General features: G+C 61.9%; 11 protein-coding genes. 8 read left to right on the top strand and 3 right to left on the bottom strand.

All coding sequences use genetic code 11. The features are described from left to right. Nucleotides 1–243 precede the first annotated feature (243 nt). The 5 genes from LNV07_RS01810 to hemH all read left to right on the top strand — a co-directional run bounded on the left by LNV07_RS01810 (nt 244) and on the right by hemH (nt 10,310). On the top strand, nt 244–3,312 hold the full coding sequence (locus LNV07_RS01810; RefSeq protein WP_263569450.1) for a bifunctional diguanylate cyclase/phosphodiesterase: 3,069 nt from the start codon (nt 244–246) through the stop codon (nt 3,310–3,312). A 9-nt stretch (nt 3,313–3,321) separates the two neighbouring features. Continuing rightward, nucleotides 3,322–5,250, top strand: a complete 1,929-nt coding sequence (gene dnaG, locus LNV07_RS01805; RefSeq protein ID WP_263569449.1) for a DNA primase — start codon at nt 3,322–3,324, stop codon at nt 5,248–5,250. Between the two features lie 370 nt (nt 5,251–5,620). Next, the gene (gene rpoD / locus LNV07_RS01800) at nt 5,621–7,861 is read left to right on the top strand and encodes an RNA polymerase sigma factor RpoD (RefSeq protein WP_263569448.1); all 2,241 of its coding nucleotides are present in this window, start codon (nt 5,621–5,623) and stop codon (nt 7,859–7,861) included. A 356-nt stretch (nt 7,862–8,217) separates the two neighbouring features. Then, a complete protein-coding gene (locus LNV07_RS01795) occupies nt 8,218–9,183 on the top strand; it encodes an adenylate/guanylate cyclase domain-containing protein (RefSeq protein WP_263569447.1) in 966 nt (321 codons plus the stop codon). Nucleotides 9,184–9,218: 35 nt separating this feature from the next. Beyond that, nucleotides 9,219–10,310: a ferrochelatase gene (hemH, locus tag LNV07_RS01790; RefSeq protein ID WP_263569446.1), complete on the top strand. Its 1,092-nt coding sequence runs from the start codon at nt 9,219–9,221 to the stop codon at nt 10,308–10,310. A gap of 5 nt (nt 10,311–10,315) precedes the next feature. Here the strand turns inward: hemH and LNV07_RS01785 are convergent, their stop codons facing one another. Genes LNV07_RS01785 through LNV07_RS01775 form a run of 3 tightly spaced genes read right to left on the bottom strand, consistent with a single transcriptional unit; the run spans nt 10,316 to nt 13,334 of the window. Next, entirely contained in the window at nt 10,316–11,842 is a 1,527-nt protein-coding gene (locus tag LNV07_RS01785; protein ID WP_263569445.1) for a tripartite tricarboxylate transporter permease, read from the bottom strand. A 12-nt stretch (nt 11,843–11,854) separates the two neighbouring features. Beyond that, nucleotides 11,855–12,373 (bottom strand): tripartite tricarboxylate transporter TctB family protein, encoded by a 519-nt coding sequence (locus LNV07_RS01780; RefSeq protein WP_263569444.1) that lies wholly within the window; start codon nt 12,371–12,373, stop codon nt 11,855–11,857. Between the two features lies 1 nt (nt 12,374). Next, nucleotides 12,375–13,334 (bottom strand): Bug family tripartite tricarboxylate transporter substrate binding protein, encoded by a 960-nt coding sequence (locus tag LNV07_RS01775; RefSeq protein WP_263569443.1) that lies wholly within the window; start codon nt 13,332–13,334, stop codon nt 12,375–12,377. Between the two features lie 103 nt (nt 13,335–13,437). Here LNV07_RS01775 and LNV07_RS01770 point away from each other — a divergent pair, with 103 nt between their 5' ends. The 3 genes from LNV07_RS01770 to LNV07_RS01760 are packed head-to-tail and all read left to right on the top strand — an operon-like array spanning nt 13,438 to nt 16,000. After that, nucleotides 13,438–14,124 carry a response regulator transcription factor gene (locus LNV07_RS01770; protein WP_263569442.1) on the top strand — a complete coding sequence of 229 codons (687 nt, stop codon included), beginning with the start codon at nt 13,438–13,440 and terminating at the stop codon, nt 14,122–14,124. Then, a complete protein-coding gene (locus tag LNV07_RS01765) occupies nt 14,121–15,551 on the top strand; it encodes a sensor histidine kinase (protein ID WP_263569441.1) in 1,431 nt (476 codons plus the stop codon). Before LNV07_RS01770 ends, LNV07_RS01765 begins: the two co-directional genes overlap by 4 nt. A gap of 14 nt (nt 15,552–15,565) precedes the next feature. Further along, the gene (locus LNV07_RS01760) at nt 15,566–16,000 is read left to right on the top strand and encodes an RNA-binding S4 domain-containing protein (protein WP_263569440.1); all 435 of its coding nucleotides are present in this window, start codon (nt 15,566–15,568) and stop codon (nt 15,998–16,000) included. Nucleotides 16,001–16,079: the final 79 nt, after the last annotated feature.

Genomic DNA, 16,079 nt, shown 5'->3' with positions numbered 1-16,079 from the left:
CAAAACTATAAGTACCCATCACGCCTTGGCACCCCCACCCGAATCAAGGGGGTTTGGCAAGCCTATTCTGGCGAAACAACTGCTAGCATCGCGCCGCCTGCAATCTATATGTGGGACTTGACCTAAATCGAGTTGCCAGAATTTACTGGCAATCAATGTCACCACACGCCCATACCCCGCCGCCGCAGGCTCACTGCCAGCCCCATCTAGACCGTGGATGATTTCGCATTGAAAGTAGACACAATGCCGGCCGGCCAAGCCCGCCGCGCTGGGCAATGGCCCGAGCCACTGCGTCTGCTAGGCCTTGTATTTGCGTGCCTGATCGGCGGCGCAGTGGCTGAAGTTTCAATCATCTTGCCACCCTATATCGCGCTGTTTTGGCCGACCGCAGGGATTGCTCTGGCAGCATTGGCCTGCTGGGGTTGGCGAATGGCCGGCGGACTGGTGTTGAGCGGACTGGTATTTGCCATGCTGCAAGGGGCGCCAATTGGCTTGGCCGCCATGCTGACCTTTAGTCTGCTGGCCGGCCCGACCTTGGCCTTGCTGCTCATGCGCCGCTTGGGGTTTAGCTCGCAGTTCAATCGTCGCTTTGACTGGCTGCTCTTTTTGAGCTTGGGAGTGGTCGGAGGCCCCTTGCTGAGTGCTACGGCCGGGGTAAGTTCGATGCAGTTGATGGGCCAAGCAGTTGCCGGCAGTTGGCTTGATGCCTTGCTCTGCTGGCTAGGCGCTCAAGCATTGGGCGTATTGACCGTGGCGCCCCTGTTGATGAGTTGGCATTGGGCGCGGCTGACGGAGCGCCAAGACCATGACAAGTTCACCAAGGTGCCGGCCAAGATGTCGGCCAAGAAAATCCTGTCGGTCGGCCTGCTGCTGGCCTGCGCAATCAGTGCTTGGCTCATTCTTCTTGGTCCGCAAACAGCCCTGACCGCCCCTAGCCCCTGGTTGTTTCTTCCTCATCTATTGCTCTGTGGCTTGGCCTTATCCGGGTCATTTGCGCTGGCCACAAGCGCGGCTTTGTTAGTCGTTTCGGCCGCAGCAACGGCGACCGCCCAAGCAATTGGCCCCTTCTCGGTGCTGGCCTTGCCGCAAAGTCTGGCGCTGTTTTGGGGCTACGCAGGCAGTGCGGCAGCCCTGCCCTTGTTGATTCACAGCCTCGCCAAGGAATTGCACAATGACAGGCGGCAATGGCGTAAGGCACTCGAATCAAGCGGCATGAGCTTGGCCGAATGGCGGATCGGGCCCGCCGGAGGCATCCAAACCTACGCGTCTGCCGAATGGCTGAACCGGGTCGGCGCATACTCGGAACATGCTGGCCGCCCTGTCGAGTGGCTGGCCGCCGCCCACCCACTCGACAAGGACCGGGTCAGCGGCGCCGTCGAAGCGCTGCTGCGGCCAAATGCGCTCGATGATTGTGACGAAGCGATTCGTCTGGCTGGTCCCGCCGCCGATTGGGCTTGGTTTGAACTCAAAGCCCATGTGCTGCAGCGTAACGCGCAAGGCATGGCCACAGCATTGCTAACGACCATCACCGACGTGAGTTGGCGCCACACCGCAATGGAACGCCAACGCATGAGCGTGAGCCTGTTCCAGCATCTGCATGAAGGCCTGCTGGTCACCGACTCCGAGCATTTGGTGCTTGACGCCAACCCGAGCTATTGCCGCATGCTCGGACTTGGCCGTGAGGAGTTGATTGGCAGGCCCGCAGCGCCATTGCAGACGTTGTGCCTGCATCGCTCAGGGCTGACGCCCGCGCAAGTGCAACAGAGCTTGCTGGCGCAGGGCTTTTGGCAGGGACAGGTGCAAACCGAGCGAGCCGACGGCTCGCCCTGCCATTTGCAGCTGACCGTTTCCAGTATTCCCGAGCCCGACGGGCCATTGCGTTACCGAGTGGTCAGCGTGTCGGACTTGACCGAAAGCTTGAAACAGCGGGACTTGCTGCGGCGCCAGGCGCGCATCGATCCCTTGACGGGCCTGGCAAATTTCGACGCTTTCATGCAGATGTTGCGTGAAGGCCTGGTCAGCGCCGAACGCGAGGGCTTTCGCCTGAGCGTTTGCCGAGTCGACCTGGATCAATTCAAGCTCATCAACAGCCAATACGGCAGCACCAACGCCGACGCATTGCTGCAGCAGGTCGGCCAACGGTTGCAGGCGTCGCTGCGCAGCGCGCCGCAATGGTCGGACGGCGTCGCCCGGCTGGGAGGTGATGAATTCGGCCTGTTGCTGCGCAGCAATAGCCCGGAAGAAGCGCAGCTCGCCATGGAACGACTGCTGAAGGTGTTGGCCGAACCCTACCAATTAAGTGCCGGCACTTCGCCAACGGCAAAACCGCTGCTCATCGACATCAGCGCCAGCATAGGGGCCACCTTGTTTCCGCAAGACAACTCCGACGCCGAAACCCTGCTGCGCCATGCCGGCCATGCGCTTTATCGGGTGAAACATTCGGGTCGGCATGGTTATCAACTGTTCGATACGGCTAAGCGGCTGCGCGACGAAGCTAGTTTGATCGCGCTGGCTCGTGTGCAGCAGGCCTTGGACGCGGGTGAGTTGCGTCTGCATTACCAGCCCAAGATCGATATGAGCAGCGCCCAGGTGCTGGGCATGGAGGCTTTGCTGCGATGGCAGCATCCCGATCGTGGTCTGCTCGCGCCCGCACATTTTCTGCCCTTGATCGAATCCACCGGCCTAGGGCTGCAAGTCGGCGACTGGGTGCTGGAGCAAGCTCTGCGACAAAGCGCGCAATGGTTGGGCGCGGGCTTGAGCTTGAACATCAGCGTCAATGTGACCGCCCGACAGTTGCAAATGCCCGATTTCGCTCAACGCTTGCAAGAATTGATCAATCGCCACCAAGAACCGGTGGCCGCACATCTGTGCCTGGAGGTACTGGAATCGGCCGCTTTGGCCGACATCGCCGCGACCGATTTGCTGATTCAGCATTGCCGGGCCTTCGGCGTCAGCTTCGCCCTGGACGATTTCGGCACCGGCTATTCGACTCTCACCTATCTGAAGCGCCTACCCGTTGATGTGCTGAAGATTGACCGATCGTTTGTGCAAAACATGTTGATCGACGAGCAAGACAGCACGCTGGTCGAAGGCGTGATCCGTCTGGCCGGGAATTTTGGCTGCACGGTGGTGGCCGAAGGCGTGGAGTCGGCCGCCCATGCAAGAGCGCTGCTGCGACTCGGCTGCCAGCAAGGCCAGGGCAATGGCATTGCGCCGGCGATGCCGGCCGCCGAAGTGAATGAGTGGGTCACGGCGTTCAGTAACTCCAACTGGCTCAGCCAGCTCGGCGGACGAACGCTGACCTTGCCTTAGACTCGCCGGGTGATTCCACCCGGCTTTATTCAAGACCTACTCTCACGCGTCGACATCGTCGAGGTGGTGGGGCGCCATGTCGAGCTCAAAAAGGCCGGCATCAACCACAAGGGCCTTTGCCCTTTCCACGGCGAAAAGTCGCCCAGCTTCATCGTCAGTCCGACGCGCCAGACCTATCACTGCTTCGGCTGTGGCGTGCATGGCAATGCGGTCGGCTTCTTGATGGAGCACAGCGGACTGGGTTTCGTTGAGGCCGTGCAAGACCTGGCGCAGCAAACCGGCATGCAAGTGCCCGAGGACGAGCGCTCGAGCGAAGAGCGCGAGCGTGCCGCTCAGCAGAGGCAAAGACAAGCAACGCTGTCCGAGGTTTTGCTGCGCGCCAGCGACCATTACCGTGCACAGTTGAAGAAGACCCCGCGCGCGATTGACTACTTGAAGAATCGCGGCCTGACCGGCCAGATTGCCGCGCAGTTTGCCCTCGGCTATGCCCCGGAAGGCTGGCGCAGCCTGGCCAGCGCCTTTGCGTCCTATGACGATCCTTTGCTGACCGAGTCCGGCATGGTGATCACTCAGGGCGAAGAAGGCGAGGAGCAAAAAAGGTACGACCGTTTTCGCGATCGCATCATGTTTCCGATTCGCAATGTGCAGGGCGAGACGATTGGTTTCGGCGGGCGCGTGCTCGACAAGGGTGAGCCGAAATATCTGAACTCCCCCGAGACGCCGGTCTTCAGCAAGGGACGCGAGTTGTATGGCCTGTACGAGGCGCGCCAAGGCCTGCGCCAACGCGGCTACGCCCTGGTGGTTGAAGGCTATATGGACGTGGTGGCGCTGGCCCAGCATGGCTTCAACAACGCGGTGGCGACCTTGGGCACCGCCTGTACGGCCGAGCATGTGCTGAAGCTATTCCGATTCACCGAGTCGGTGATCTTCAGCTTCGACGGTGACGCGGCCGGCCGCCGGGCTGCGGGTCGCGCGCTCGAAGCCGCGCTGCCGCATGCCACCGACGTGCGTTCGGTCAAGTTCCTATTTTTGCCGACCGAGCATGACCCCGACTCCTATGTCAGAGACCTGGGCGCCGATGCCTTCGAGCGCTGCATTGCCGAAGCGATTCCACTGTCCAGGCAGCTGATGGAAGTTGCCGGCGAAGGGTGCGACCTCAGCAGCGCCGAAGGTCGGGCGCGCATGTTGGCGACCGCCAGACCACTCTGGCAAACCTTGCCGCAAGGTCTGCTGAAGAGGCAACTGCTGGGCGACTTGGCGCGGCGCGCGCAACTGCCGGATCAGGAGTTGATGGGCTTGTGGCAGGTGGGCGGGCCGGCTGCGCAGCATCACGATGATGGCCGCGAACATCCGCCCGAAGATGGCCACGCCGGCGGACATGAACAGGGCCATGAGCACCAAGGTGAGGCGAGGCCAACGAAGAAGAAGGAGTGGAAAAAGGATTGGAAACCCAGCGGAAACTGGAAGCGCCGCGGTGAGCCAGAGGATGAAACGATAGGCACACCGCGCAGTGCGCCAAATGTGCCGGCAGACCATGCGCTGCGCATGTTGTTGCTGAATAGCGTTTGGTGGGAGAGGCTCAGCCCGGACGATCACCAATTGCTGCATGAGCTGCCGGGCATTCACGGTGACTTGATCAATTGGTTGGACCGTTACCTGCTCAATCACGGCGCCAGCGCTTGGTCGGTGCTGGAGGCGGCGCTGGCTGAAGACGGCCTGCTGGATCGCGCCAAGCGTCTGCTGGGCGGGCTGCACAGTGAAGACGAATCGGAGTTTGAGGGCCTGCAAAATCTGCTCAAAAAACTCTGGATCGTGCAACTGGAGGCCGAGACCACGCGCATCGCCGCCAGCAATCCGCAAGGCGAGGAGTTCGAGCGCTACAAACGCCTGCTCGCCCAAATCAAGACCCTGAAGATCCCCAATAGCACGCCGAGCTAGTGGGAATTTGTGCTTTGCGCCGTTCTGAGCGATAATTAAGGGTTTTCCGCGCGCGTCAAGAGTGACGGCAAAGCTTGCCGGACCCGGCCACCCAGCGAAACTGGGCACCCATAGCGGTATCAAGGCCACCTGTATCCGCACAAGTTTGCAAACTCAAACGTCCACGCTAGCTTGCACGCGCCGCGCTTAGAAAAGGGTTGTGAAAACAATTCGATTTGAAGCGTATGAATGCCACCTGAACCGGGCTTCGCCTTGAAAAGCGCAGCAACCAGCCTCAGGTGGCTGCTGCATTGCTAGCTAGAATTTTTTCAGATTTATTTTTACTGAATCACTCCCCGGCCCGCCCGCCAACATCCACCCGAGGATCTGCATGACTGCCAAGAAGACCGAGCCCACCGTCGCCGCCGCCGAAGAACTCAAGAAGCCCGCCGGCAAAGTCGTGAGAGTGGCCAAAGCGGTCAAAGCCGCCGCGCCAACAGATGCTGCGGCCCCGGCCGCTGCCGATGACAAGCCCAAGCGCGGCCGCAAGCCCAAGGCAGCTGCCGAGGTCAAGAAGGCCGGCCCCGCCAAGAAGGCTGCCGAGTCCGATGAAGAAGACTTCGCGGATCTGGAAGCCGACCTTGAAGGTGAGCCCGAAGCAGAGAGCGAAGTCGCCGAAGTAGGCGAGGTCGAGGCCGACAAGCCCAAGGCCAAGCCATTGCGGATGAAGGTCTCCAGAGCCAAGGAACGCGCGCTGATGCGCGAGTTCGGCCTGGAAGAAACCGCGCTGACCGAAGAAGAAGCCGCCAAGCGTCGCCATGAGCTGAAGACGCTGATCAAGATGGGCAAGACGCGTGGTTTCCTGACGCATCAGGAAATCAACGACCACTTGCCAGAAAAGCTGGTCAACGAGGAAATCCTCGAGGCCATCATTTCCATGTTGAACGACATGGGCATCGCGGTCTACGAGCAGGCGCCCGACGCGGCCACCTTGCTGATTCAAGGCAGCACCACCGCCACCGCGACCGAAGAAGAAGCCGAAGAAGCCGCCGAAGCCGCGCTGTCGACGGTGGACTCCGAATTCGGCCGCACCACCGACCCTGTTCGCATGTATATGCGCGAAATGGGCACGGTCGAGTTGCTGACCCGCGAAGGCGAAATCGAAATTGCCAAGCGCATCGAAGGCGGCTTGCAGGCGATGATGCTGGCCATCTCGGCCTCGCCGACCACAATCGCCCACATCATCGACCTCGGCGTGAAAATCCGCGCCGGCGAGAAGACAATTTCCGAAGTGGTCGACGGCTTTGTCGCCGCCGATGAGGCCGACGACTATGTGGCCGAAGAAGACTTCGACGAATTCGACGAAGAAGACGATGACGACGGCAACGGCGGCTCCAAGGCGCTGACCAAGAAGCTCGAAGAACTGAAGAACGCCGCCTTGGTCAAGCTCGATTCCTTGTCGATCAATTTCGACAAGATGCGCAAATCGTTCGAGAAGGACGGCTACAAGTCGGCCTCCTACAACAAGGCGCAACTGGCGATCAGTCAAGAGCTGATGACGATCCGCTTCACCGTCAAGACGATCGAGAAGCTCTGCGATCTGCTGCGCTCGCAGGTTGATGATGTGCGCCGCTACGAGCGCGAACTGCGCAAGATCGTGGTCGACAAATGCGGCATGCCGCAGGAGTACTTCATCAAGAGCTTCCCGCCCAATGCCTTGAACAAGCAATGGGCCGAGAAGGAAATCGCATCCGGCAAGCCTTTCGCCAATGTGCTGGCGCGCAATCTGCCGCCGGTGCAGGAACTGCAGCAAAAGTTGATGGACATCCAGTCCAAGGCCGTCGTGCCGATTGAGGACCTGAAGGACATCAACAAGAAGATGAACGAGGGCGAAAAGGCCTCGCGCGATGCCAAGAAGGAAATGATCGAGGCGAACTTGCGCTTGGTGATCTCGATCGCCAAGAAGTACACCAACCGCGGCCTGCAGTTCCTTGACTTGATCCAGGAAGGCAATATCGGTTTGATGAAGGCGGTCGACAAGTTCGAATACCGTCGCGGCTACAAGTTCTCGACCTATGCGACCTGGTGGATCCGTCAGGCCATCACCCGCTCGATCGCCGACCAGGCCCGCACCATCCGGATTCCGGTTCATATGATCGAAACGATCAACAAGATGAACCGCATCTCGCGTCAGCATTTGCAGGAATTCGGCTTCGAGCCGGATGCGCCGACGCTGGCCGAGAAGATGGAGATCCCCGAGGACAAGATCCGCAAAATCATGAAGATCGCCAAGGAGCCGATCTCGATGGAAACGCCGATCGGCGACGACGACGATTCGCATCTGGGCGACTTCATCGAGGACACCAACAACACCGCGCCTATCGAAGCCGCGATGCAAGCGGGTCTGCGCGATGTGGTGAAAGACATCCTCGACAGCCTGACGCCGCGCGAAGCCAAGGTCTTGCGCATGCGCTTCGGCATCGAGATGTCGACCGACCACACGCTGGAAGAAGTCGGCAAGCAGTTCGACGTGACGCGCGAGCGGATTCGTCAGATCGAAGCCAAGGCGATCCGCAAGCTCAAGCACCCAAGCCGCTCGGACAAGCTCAGGACATACTTGGACAACTTGTAATCAAGTTGCCTAGGTATATGCCGCCGACGGCGGTCGTGGCCGCACAGCGGACATGACTGAGCTTGCGCCGCAGGCACAAGCTCAGGACATACTTGGACAACTTGTAATCAAGTTGCCTGGGTATGTGCCGCCAACGGCGGTCGTGGCCGCGCAGCGGACATAACTGAACTTGCGCCGCAGGCACAAGCTCAGGACATAGCTGGATAAGCTCTGATCACTGCTTGATCGGATCAAAAAGGGGCTGGAGCAATCCAGCCCCTTTTTTTCGCTTAACCCTCTAAAACGACGGTGCCATCCAGCCCGGCTACACTGCGCATAATTTCACGCCTGACCATTTATTCTTTCATTCATCAACCATGACCCAAATCCGGGAACGCACTGTTTTGTTCGCCGATCTGCGTGGCAGCACGGGGCTTTTCGAGACGCTGGGCAATGCCGAAGCGACGTCCCTGGTGACGCAAACGGTGGGCTTGATTGCGCAGGCCGTCGATGAATGCAGAGGTCGCTTGGTCAAGACATTGGGCGACGGTTTGATGGCCGTCTTCGAGTCGCCCAACGACGGCGTGCTGTCGGCCATTCGCATGCATGAAATGCTGGAACGCGTGGTAGCTCGCGGCAGGCAGCAAGGCGCCTCGCCGAGCCTGCGGGCCTTGCGCATGCAGGTGGCCTTGGCGCGTGGTGAAGTGGTCGAAATGAATGGCGATTGCTTCGGCGACGCGGTCAACGTCGCCGCGCGTTTATTGAACCATGCCGGCGACAACGAAACCTTGATCACCACCGAGGTCTTGGCCGGTCTGCCGACGGCCAAGAAGTTGCGCTTTCGCAGCCTCGACCTGATCGCCATACGCGGCCGCGCCGAGCCGGTGCATGTCCATGTGCTGGACCAAGCCATACAGGGCGATGTGGCCGCCACGCAGTTTGGCGAGGTTCAGCATGCGGTCGAACCCGACGGCATCAGACTGGTCTGGCTGGATCTGGACCGGGTGTTTGACATCGACAATATGCCGATCATCTTGGGCCGCAGCGTGCAAGCCACCTATTGCATCACCGATGCTCGGGTGTCGCGCTCGCATGCCAGGATCGACTGGCATGCAGGCAGTTTCTCGATCACCGACCTCAGCTATAACGGCACGTTTGTGCGCTTCGGCAGCAGCGGCGATGTCGTCAGCTTGAAGCGCGGCAGTTGCACCCTGCATGGCAACGGTGTGATCGGCCTGGGCAGCCCGCCGGTCGATGCCACATCGCCCATCGTCAGCTTCGAAGTACTTCATTTCGCCGACACCGAGCCCCATAGCTTTGGCCATACACGCAGCCGCGGTTGAGCCAACCGCCATTTAGCAAAAGAGCAGTTTCCCGCATGACGACCCGCCCCGAAGCCGCCTACAGCCACGGCAGCCCAAACAAGACCGCCCTGCTCTATTGCAACCTCGGCACTCCCGATGCCCCCACCGCCCCGGCCTTGCGTCGCTACCTGGCGCAGTTTCTGAGCGACCCGCGGGTGGTGGAAATCCCCCGCCTTGTATGGCTGGCAATCCTGCACGGCATCATCTTGCGCGTGCGCCCGGCCAAGTCGGCCGCGAAATACGCCAGCGTCTGGACCTCGGAAGGCTCGCCGCTGAAGGTCTGGACCGAAAAGCAAGCCAAACTTTTACAAGGCTACCTGGGCGAACGCGGCCACGCGGTCACGGTGCGTTATGCGATGCGTTACGGCTCGCCGTCGATCTCCGACACTCTGAACGCCTTGCGTGCCGAGGGCGCGACCCGTATCTTGGTGCTGCCGGCTTACCCGCAGTATTCGGGCGCCACCACCGCCAGCGTGATTGACGATGTGGCGAGCTGGGCGCTCAAGACCCGCCATCTGCCGGAGCTTCGCTTCATCAACCGCTATCACGACGAGCCGCTCTACATTGCCGCACTGGCCGAAAGCGTGCGCGCGCATTGGGCCGCTAACGGCCGACCCGAGCGGCTGGTGATCAGTTTTCACGGCATGCCGGCCCGCACGCTGGCGCTGGGCGACCCCTACCACTGCGAATGCCTGAAGACCGGCAGGCTGCTGGCCGAGACGCTGGGTTTAAGCAAGGCCGACTACATCGTCACCTTCCAAAGCCGCTTCGGCAAGGCCAAATGGTTGGAGCCCTATACCGAACCCACCTTGAAGAAGCTGGCGGCCGAAGGCGTCAAAAATGTCGCCGTGATCTGCCCAGGCTTCAGCGCCGATTGCCTCGAAACGCTGGAAGAAATCAGCATGGAAGCGCGCGACGCCTTCCTCCAAGCCGGCGGCCAACGGTTCGACTACATCCCCTGCTTGAACGACAGCCCCGCCGGCATGCGGGCGCTGACCGCGCTGGCCGAGCGCCATCTGCAGGGCTGGCCGACCCAGCTCAAGCCCGATGCAGCCGTGCTGCAAATGCAGCGCGACCTCGCGCTCGCCGCCGGCGCCTCAAGCTAAGGCGCTCAATGAGACGCAGCGTTGCGCTGCGCCTTCAGCCTGACCTCGCGCCAGCGCATCACCCGCGGCCAGACGCGCGGCAGCAACAGCACCAGGGCCACGATGACGAGCAAGCCGACCGACATCGGCCGCTGCAAGAACACGCCCCAATGCCCTTCGCCGATGGACAGTGCATTGCGCAGCTGCGCCTCGGCAATCGGCCCCAGAATCATGCCGACGACCACCGGTGCGGTCGGGAAATCAAAGCGCCGCATCAGTACCCCCAGCAGGCCAATCACCAGCATCAGGAACAGATCAAACGAGCTTTGCCGCATGCCGTAGACCCCGACGGTGGCAAAGATCAGGATGCCGGCATACAGCTGCGGCTTGGGGATCTTCAGCAGCTTGACCCATAGGCCGACCATCGGCAGGTTCAGCACCAAGAGCATCACATTGCCGATATAGAGCGAGGCAATCAGCGCCCAGACCAAAGTTGATGAGGTCTGAAACAGCTGCGGGCCGGCCTGGATGCCGTAGTTCTGCAAGGCGCTCAACAGAATAGCGGCCGTCACCGAGGTCGGAATACCCAAGGTCAGCAGCGGCACCAGGGTGGCGGTGACTGCGGCGTTATTGGCCGCTTCCGGCCCCGCCACGCCCTCGATCGCACCCACAGTGCCAAACTCCTCTTTATGCTTGGACAGCTTGCGCTCCATCGCGTAGCTCAAGAAGGTAGGAATCTCCGAACCCCCGGCCGGAATGGTGCCGAAGGGGAAGCCCAAAAAGGTGCCGCGCAACCAAGCCGGCCAGGAGCGGCGCCATTCGGTCTTGGTCATATGGACCGAGCTGAGCTTGTTGATCTCCTGCTTGCAGCGGCCCTCATAGAGCGCGTTGTAAAGCGTCTCGCCGACGGCAAACAGACCCACCGCAACCAGCACGACCTCAATACCGTCCATGAACTCGGGGATGCCGGCCGTGTAGCGCACCTGCGCGGTGATTTGATCCAAGCCGACCAAGCCCATCGCCAGCCCGATGAAGAGCGCCGTCATGCCGCGCAAGGTGCTCTTGCCGAGCACCGCGCTGACGGTGGTGAAGGCCAGCAACATCAGGCAGAAATACTCGGGCGGCCCCAGGGTGACGGCGAACTCGGCCATCACAGGCGCGAACAAGGTGACCAGGATGGTGGCAATCGTGCCCGCCACAAAGGAGCCGATCGCCGAGGTAGCCAAGGCGGCACCGGCGCGGCCATTCTTGGCCATCTTGAAGCCCTCCAGCGCCGTCACCATGGTGCCGGTCTCGCCCGGCGTGTTGAGCAGAATCGAGGTGGTCGAGCCGCCATACATGGCACCGTAATAGATGCCGGCAAAGAAGATCATCGACGCGGTAGGCTCGACCTGCGAGGTGATGGGCAAGAGCATCGCCACCGTCACCGCCGGCCCCAAGCCCGGCAAGACGCCGATGCCGGTGCCGATCACGCAGCCCAGAAAGGCCCACATCAGATTGATCGGCGTGCCGGCCGTGGCGAAGCCACCCAGCAGTTGGTTCCAGAGTTCCATCTCAATCTTTCTTCAGAGCCAGCCGCTCGTGGTCAGTCCGGGCAAATTGATCGCCAGCACCTTGGTAAAGAGCCAAAAGACCGGCGCCGCAATGATCAGCCCGGTGAGGCCGTCGAGCAGGCTTTGGCGCGGGCCTCCGCCGGCCTTGCCCTCGGACATGCGCAAGCCGCGCACGGCCAGCGCAAAACACAACGAGCAGGCCAGGATGAAGCCGATCACCGTGATCAGGGCCGCATTGGCCACCACGCCGGCGATCACAAAGGCAGCAGCGCGCCAGTCACCTTCAGGGGCGCCCGAGGGCAACTCCATCTCCCGGTAACCGCCGCTGCGGGCCTCCCAGATCAGCCATAGCCCGCACAACATCAGCACGGTCGCCACCAGCCATGGCAAGGCGTTGGGGCCGATGCCCGCATAGCCGGCGTCGGCCGAGATGAAGGCGGCGCCGTAGGCCATCAGCCCCCCCGTCAAGAAGGCGCCGACCCCTACCCAGGTTTGATGACGCACCATGGCCGCCGCTGCAGACGCCGTCATCTCAGACCATCCCCGACTTCACCATGATGGCGCGCAGCATGGCGAATTCCTGGTCGACGAAGTCGGCAAAGGCCTTGCCGGTCAGCAAGGCGGGCGTCCAGTTGTTCGACTCCAGCGCGGCGATCCAGGCCTTGTTGCGGAATACCGCCGTGACCATGTCGGTCAAAGCCTTCTGCTGCTCCGGCGTGATGCCGGGTGGCGCGTAAACACCGCGCCAGTTGCCGATCACCACGTCAATGCCGAGCTCGCGCAAAGTCGGCACGTTGACACCCGGCAAACGCTGATCCGAGGTAACCGCGATCGGGCGCATCTTGCCACTCGCGATGTACTGCGCAAACTCCGAGTAGCCGCTGCCGCCGACAGTGACATTGCCACCCAGGATGGCCGCCGTGGCCTCGCCACCGCCGCGGAAGGGCACGTAATTGATCTTGGCGGCGTCGACGCCAACATTGCGAGCAATCATGGCCGCCGCGACATGCTCGGTCGAACCACGTGAGCCACCGCCCCACTTCACGCTACCGGGGTCCTTCTTCAATTGCTCGACCACATCCTTCATGTCCTTCAGCGGCGAGTTGGCCGGCAGCACAAAGACGTTGTATTCGGTCGTCAGACGGGCAATCGGCGTGGCCTGCGACAGGCTGACCGGCGGCTTGCCGGTGATGATGCCGCCCAGCATCACCGCCCCCATCACCAGCAAGGAATTCGGGTCGCCCTTGGATGCATTGACGAACTGCGCCAAGCCGATCGCACCCGCCGCGCCCCCTTTGTTCTCGAACTGCACCGAAGACACCAAGCCTGCATCCTGCAAGGCCTTGCCGAGCGCCCGCCCGGTGCTGTCCCAACCGCCGCCCGGGTTGGCCGGAATCATCATTTTCAGATTGGCTGCGGCCTGAGCCGACAATGGCAGGCCGGCACTGGCGACCAAGGCGGCCATGGATTTCAAGAAAGTATCGCGACGCATGATGGGTGTCTCCGGTTGTTTGTCTCGGTGTCCCTTATCCTCGCCGTCAAGCCTGTCAGTTCGCTGTCGGGCACATTAGGGCAAACCCGCCGAATTGACATTGATGAAGCTGCTACTGATTGAAGACGACCCTGCCATGCAACTCAGCTTGACCCGCAGTTTTGAGCGGCGCGGCCTGCAGGTCGCGGCCTGCAATGACGGCGCGCAGGCCATCGGGCGCTGGCAGGCCAGCGCCCCGGATGTGGTGATACTGGACCTGAGCCTGCCGGGGCTGGACGGCTTGGAGGTGCTGGCGCGAGCGCGCAAGGCCGGGCTGAGCACGCCGGTCCTGATTCTGACCGCGCGAGGCACCGTCGGTGACCGAATCCTGGGGCTCAATGTGGGCGCCGATGATTACCTGCCCAAACCCTTTGATCTGGATGAATTGATGGCCCGCGTGCAGGCCTTGGGCCGACGCGCCGGCGCCGGCAACGCCGTCAACAACGCGGATCCCCAGGGCAAAACCTTCTGCGGCATGCGCGTCGACGCCGAGAGCGGAGCCGTCTATCACGCCGGCACCTTGCTTGAGTTGACGCCGCGCGAGGGGGCCTTGCTGCGAGCCCTGCTGGCTCGCCCTGGCAGCGCCATCGCCAAGGAGCGCTTGTTCGACGCGGTATTCCCGGGTGCAGACGAGGTGCAACTTGAGGCCATTGAGGTCGTCGCCTACCGCTTGCGCAAGCGCATCGCCCATACCGGCGCACAGCTGGTGACGCTGCGCGGTTTGGGCTACCTGTTGAAGGCTCAGGCATGAGCGGGTCCGCGATGGGCGCAAGCTCTTTGCGGCGTCAATTGATGGTCGGTATCTTGCTGCCCGTCGTGCTCTTGATCGCTTTCAATACCGTCGGCCTGTACCGGCAGGCCTTGCTCGCGGCCGATACCGCCTATGACCGTACCCTGCTGGCGACAGCCAAGTCGATCGGCGAGTTGCTGGAAGTCAGCAGCAACGAGCCCGGTGTACCCAAGCTGCACGCCAAGCTGAGCTACTCGGCATTGGAGGCATTCGAGGCCGATAACCGCAGCCGGCTCTATTACCGTGTCAGTGGCTTCGCGGATGAGCTGGTGTCGGGCTTTGACGACCTGCCAGCCTGGAAGGGCGAGATGCCCACCCAAGGCCCCTATGCGGCCTTGGTGACTTTCTACGATGACAGTTTTCGCGGCGAGGCGGTGCGCATGGCCGTGCTTTTGCAGCCGGTTGCAGGTGCGGCCGGCCAGGGTATGGCCACCATCCAGGTGGCGGAAACCCTGGAGCTGCGGCGCACCCTGGCACGCCAGATTCTGGTCGAAACTGTCTGGCGGCAAGTCTTGCTGGTGCTGGTGATTGGCCTCGTGGTGGTGGTGGTGGTGCAGCGTGTCACCGCGCCGGTGCGGCGCCTGAGTCAGCAATTGCGTGATCGCTCGGAGGGCGATCTTTCACCGGTGCAGGCGCCGGACGCGCCGCGCGAATGGCTGCCGCTGGTTGAGGCCACCAACCAAGTGGTCGAGCGGCTGAGGCAACTGCTCGAATATCAAAAGCGCTTCATTCGCGATGCCTCTCATCAATTGAAAACGCCGCTCGCCGTGCTGAAGGTGCAAGTGCAATCGGCATTGCATGGGGACGTTGAACCGATGCAGGCCTTGGCCGAGATCGACCAGACGGTCAGCCGCGCCACCCAGGTCGCCAACCAGATGCTCGCGCTGGCAAAGGTGGAACAGCTGCGCCAGGGGCTGGAGCCATTGCCCACGCAAGACTGGGCCGCGCTGACAAGGGTCGTCGCCCTGGATCTGGCGCCGCTGATCGCCGAGCAACATCTGGACTTTGACATCGAGACCGAATCCGCCGGAGTCGACAGCCATGCCTGGGCCTTGCGCGAATTGACCCGCAATTTGCTGCACAACGCGCTGCTGCACACCCCCGCTGGCGGGCGACTGAGCATCAAGCTGGAGCGGCTGCCGGGTCACGCGAGGCTGACCATTGCCGATTCGGGACCGGGTCTCTCGCCGGAACAGCAGAGTCAGCTATTTCTGCCCTTTGCCGCGGGCCACTCGGGCAAAGGCTCGGGTCTGGGTCTGGCGATCTGCCAAGGCATCGCGCAGTCGTTGGGGGGCAGCATCGCGCTGCAAAACCGGGTCAGGCATGGGCAGATCGAAGGCCTGGACGCCGTCGCGGAATTGCCGCTGAGCGGCAGCATGCCGAGTTAGGCGAAAATCCCGGCATGAAATCAGCCCAGCCCGCCTTTGACAAAATCACAACCGGCGTCCGACTGGACAAATGGTTATGGGCTGCTCGCTTCTTCAAGACCCGCTCGCTGGCGGCCGAAGACATCGGCCGCGGCCGCGTACAGGTCAACGGCCAAATCGCCAAAGCCTCACGCGAGCTCAAGCCGGGCGACCTGCTGAAGTTCCGCCAAGGGGTGGTGGAACGCGAGGTTTGGGTGCGCGGCTTGAGCCATGTGCGGGGGCCGGCCCCGCAGGCTCAAGCCTTGTACGAAGAAACACCAGAAAGCGTGTCGCTGCGTGAAAAACTCGGTGAAGCTCGCCGCTTGGCGCCGGAGCCCGCCCAAAGCATCACGCAAGGGCGTCCGACCAAGCAGGACCGCCGCCGGTTGGCAGACTGGGACCGTTGGTCTGCCTCCGCTGACCGGGACTGATGCGCGAATTTCCGCATCAACTGTCCCAATTAGCCCTCTTGAAATCCCTGGAAAGGCGTCCATATAGGCGCCATTGCTT

Source organism: Roseateles oligotrophus (assembly GCF_025717515.1).
Lineage (GTDB): Bacteria > Pseudomonadota > Gammaproteobacteria > Burkholderiales > Burkholderiaceae_C > Paucibacter_A > Paucibacter_A oligotrophus.
This window is presented reverse-complemented; position numbering and strand designations above follow the sequence as displayed.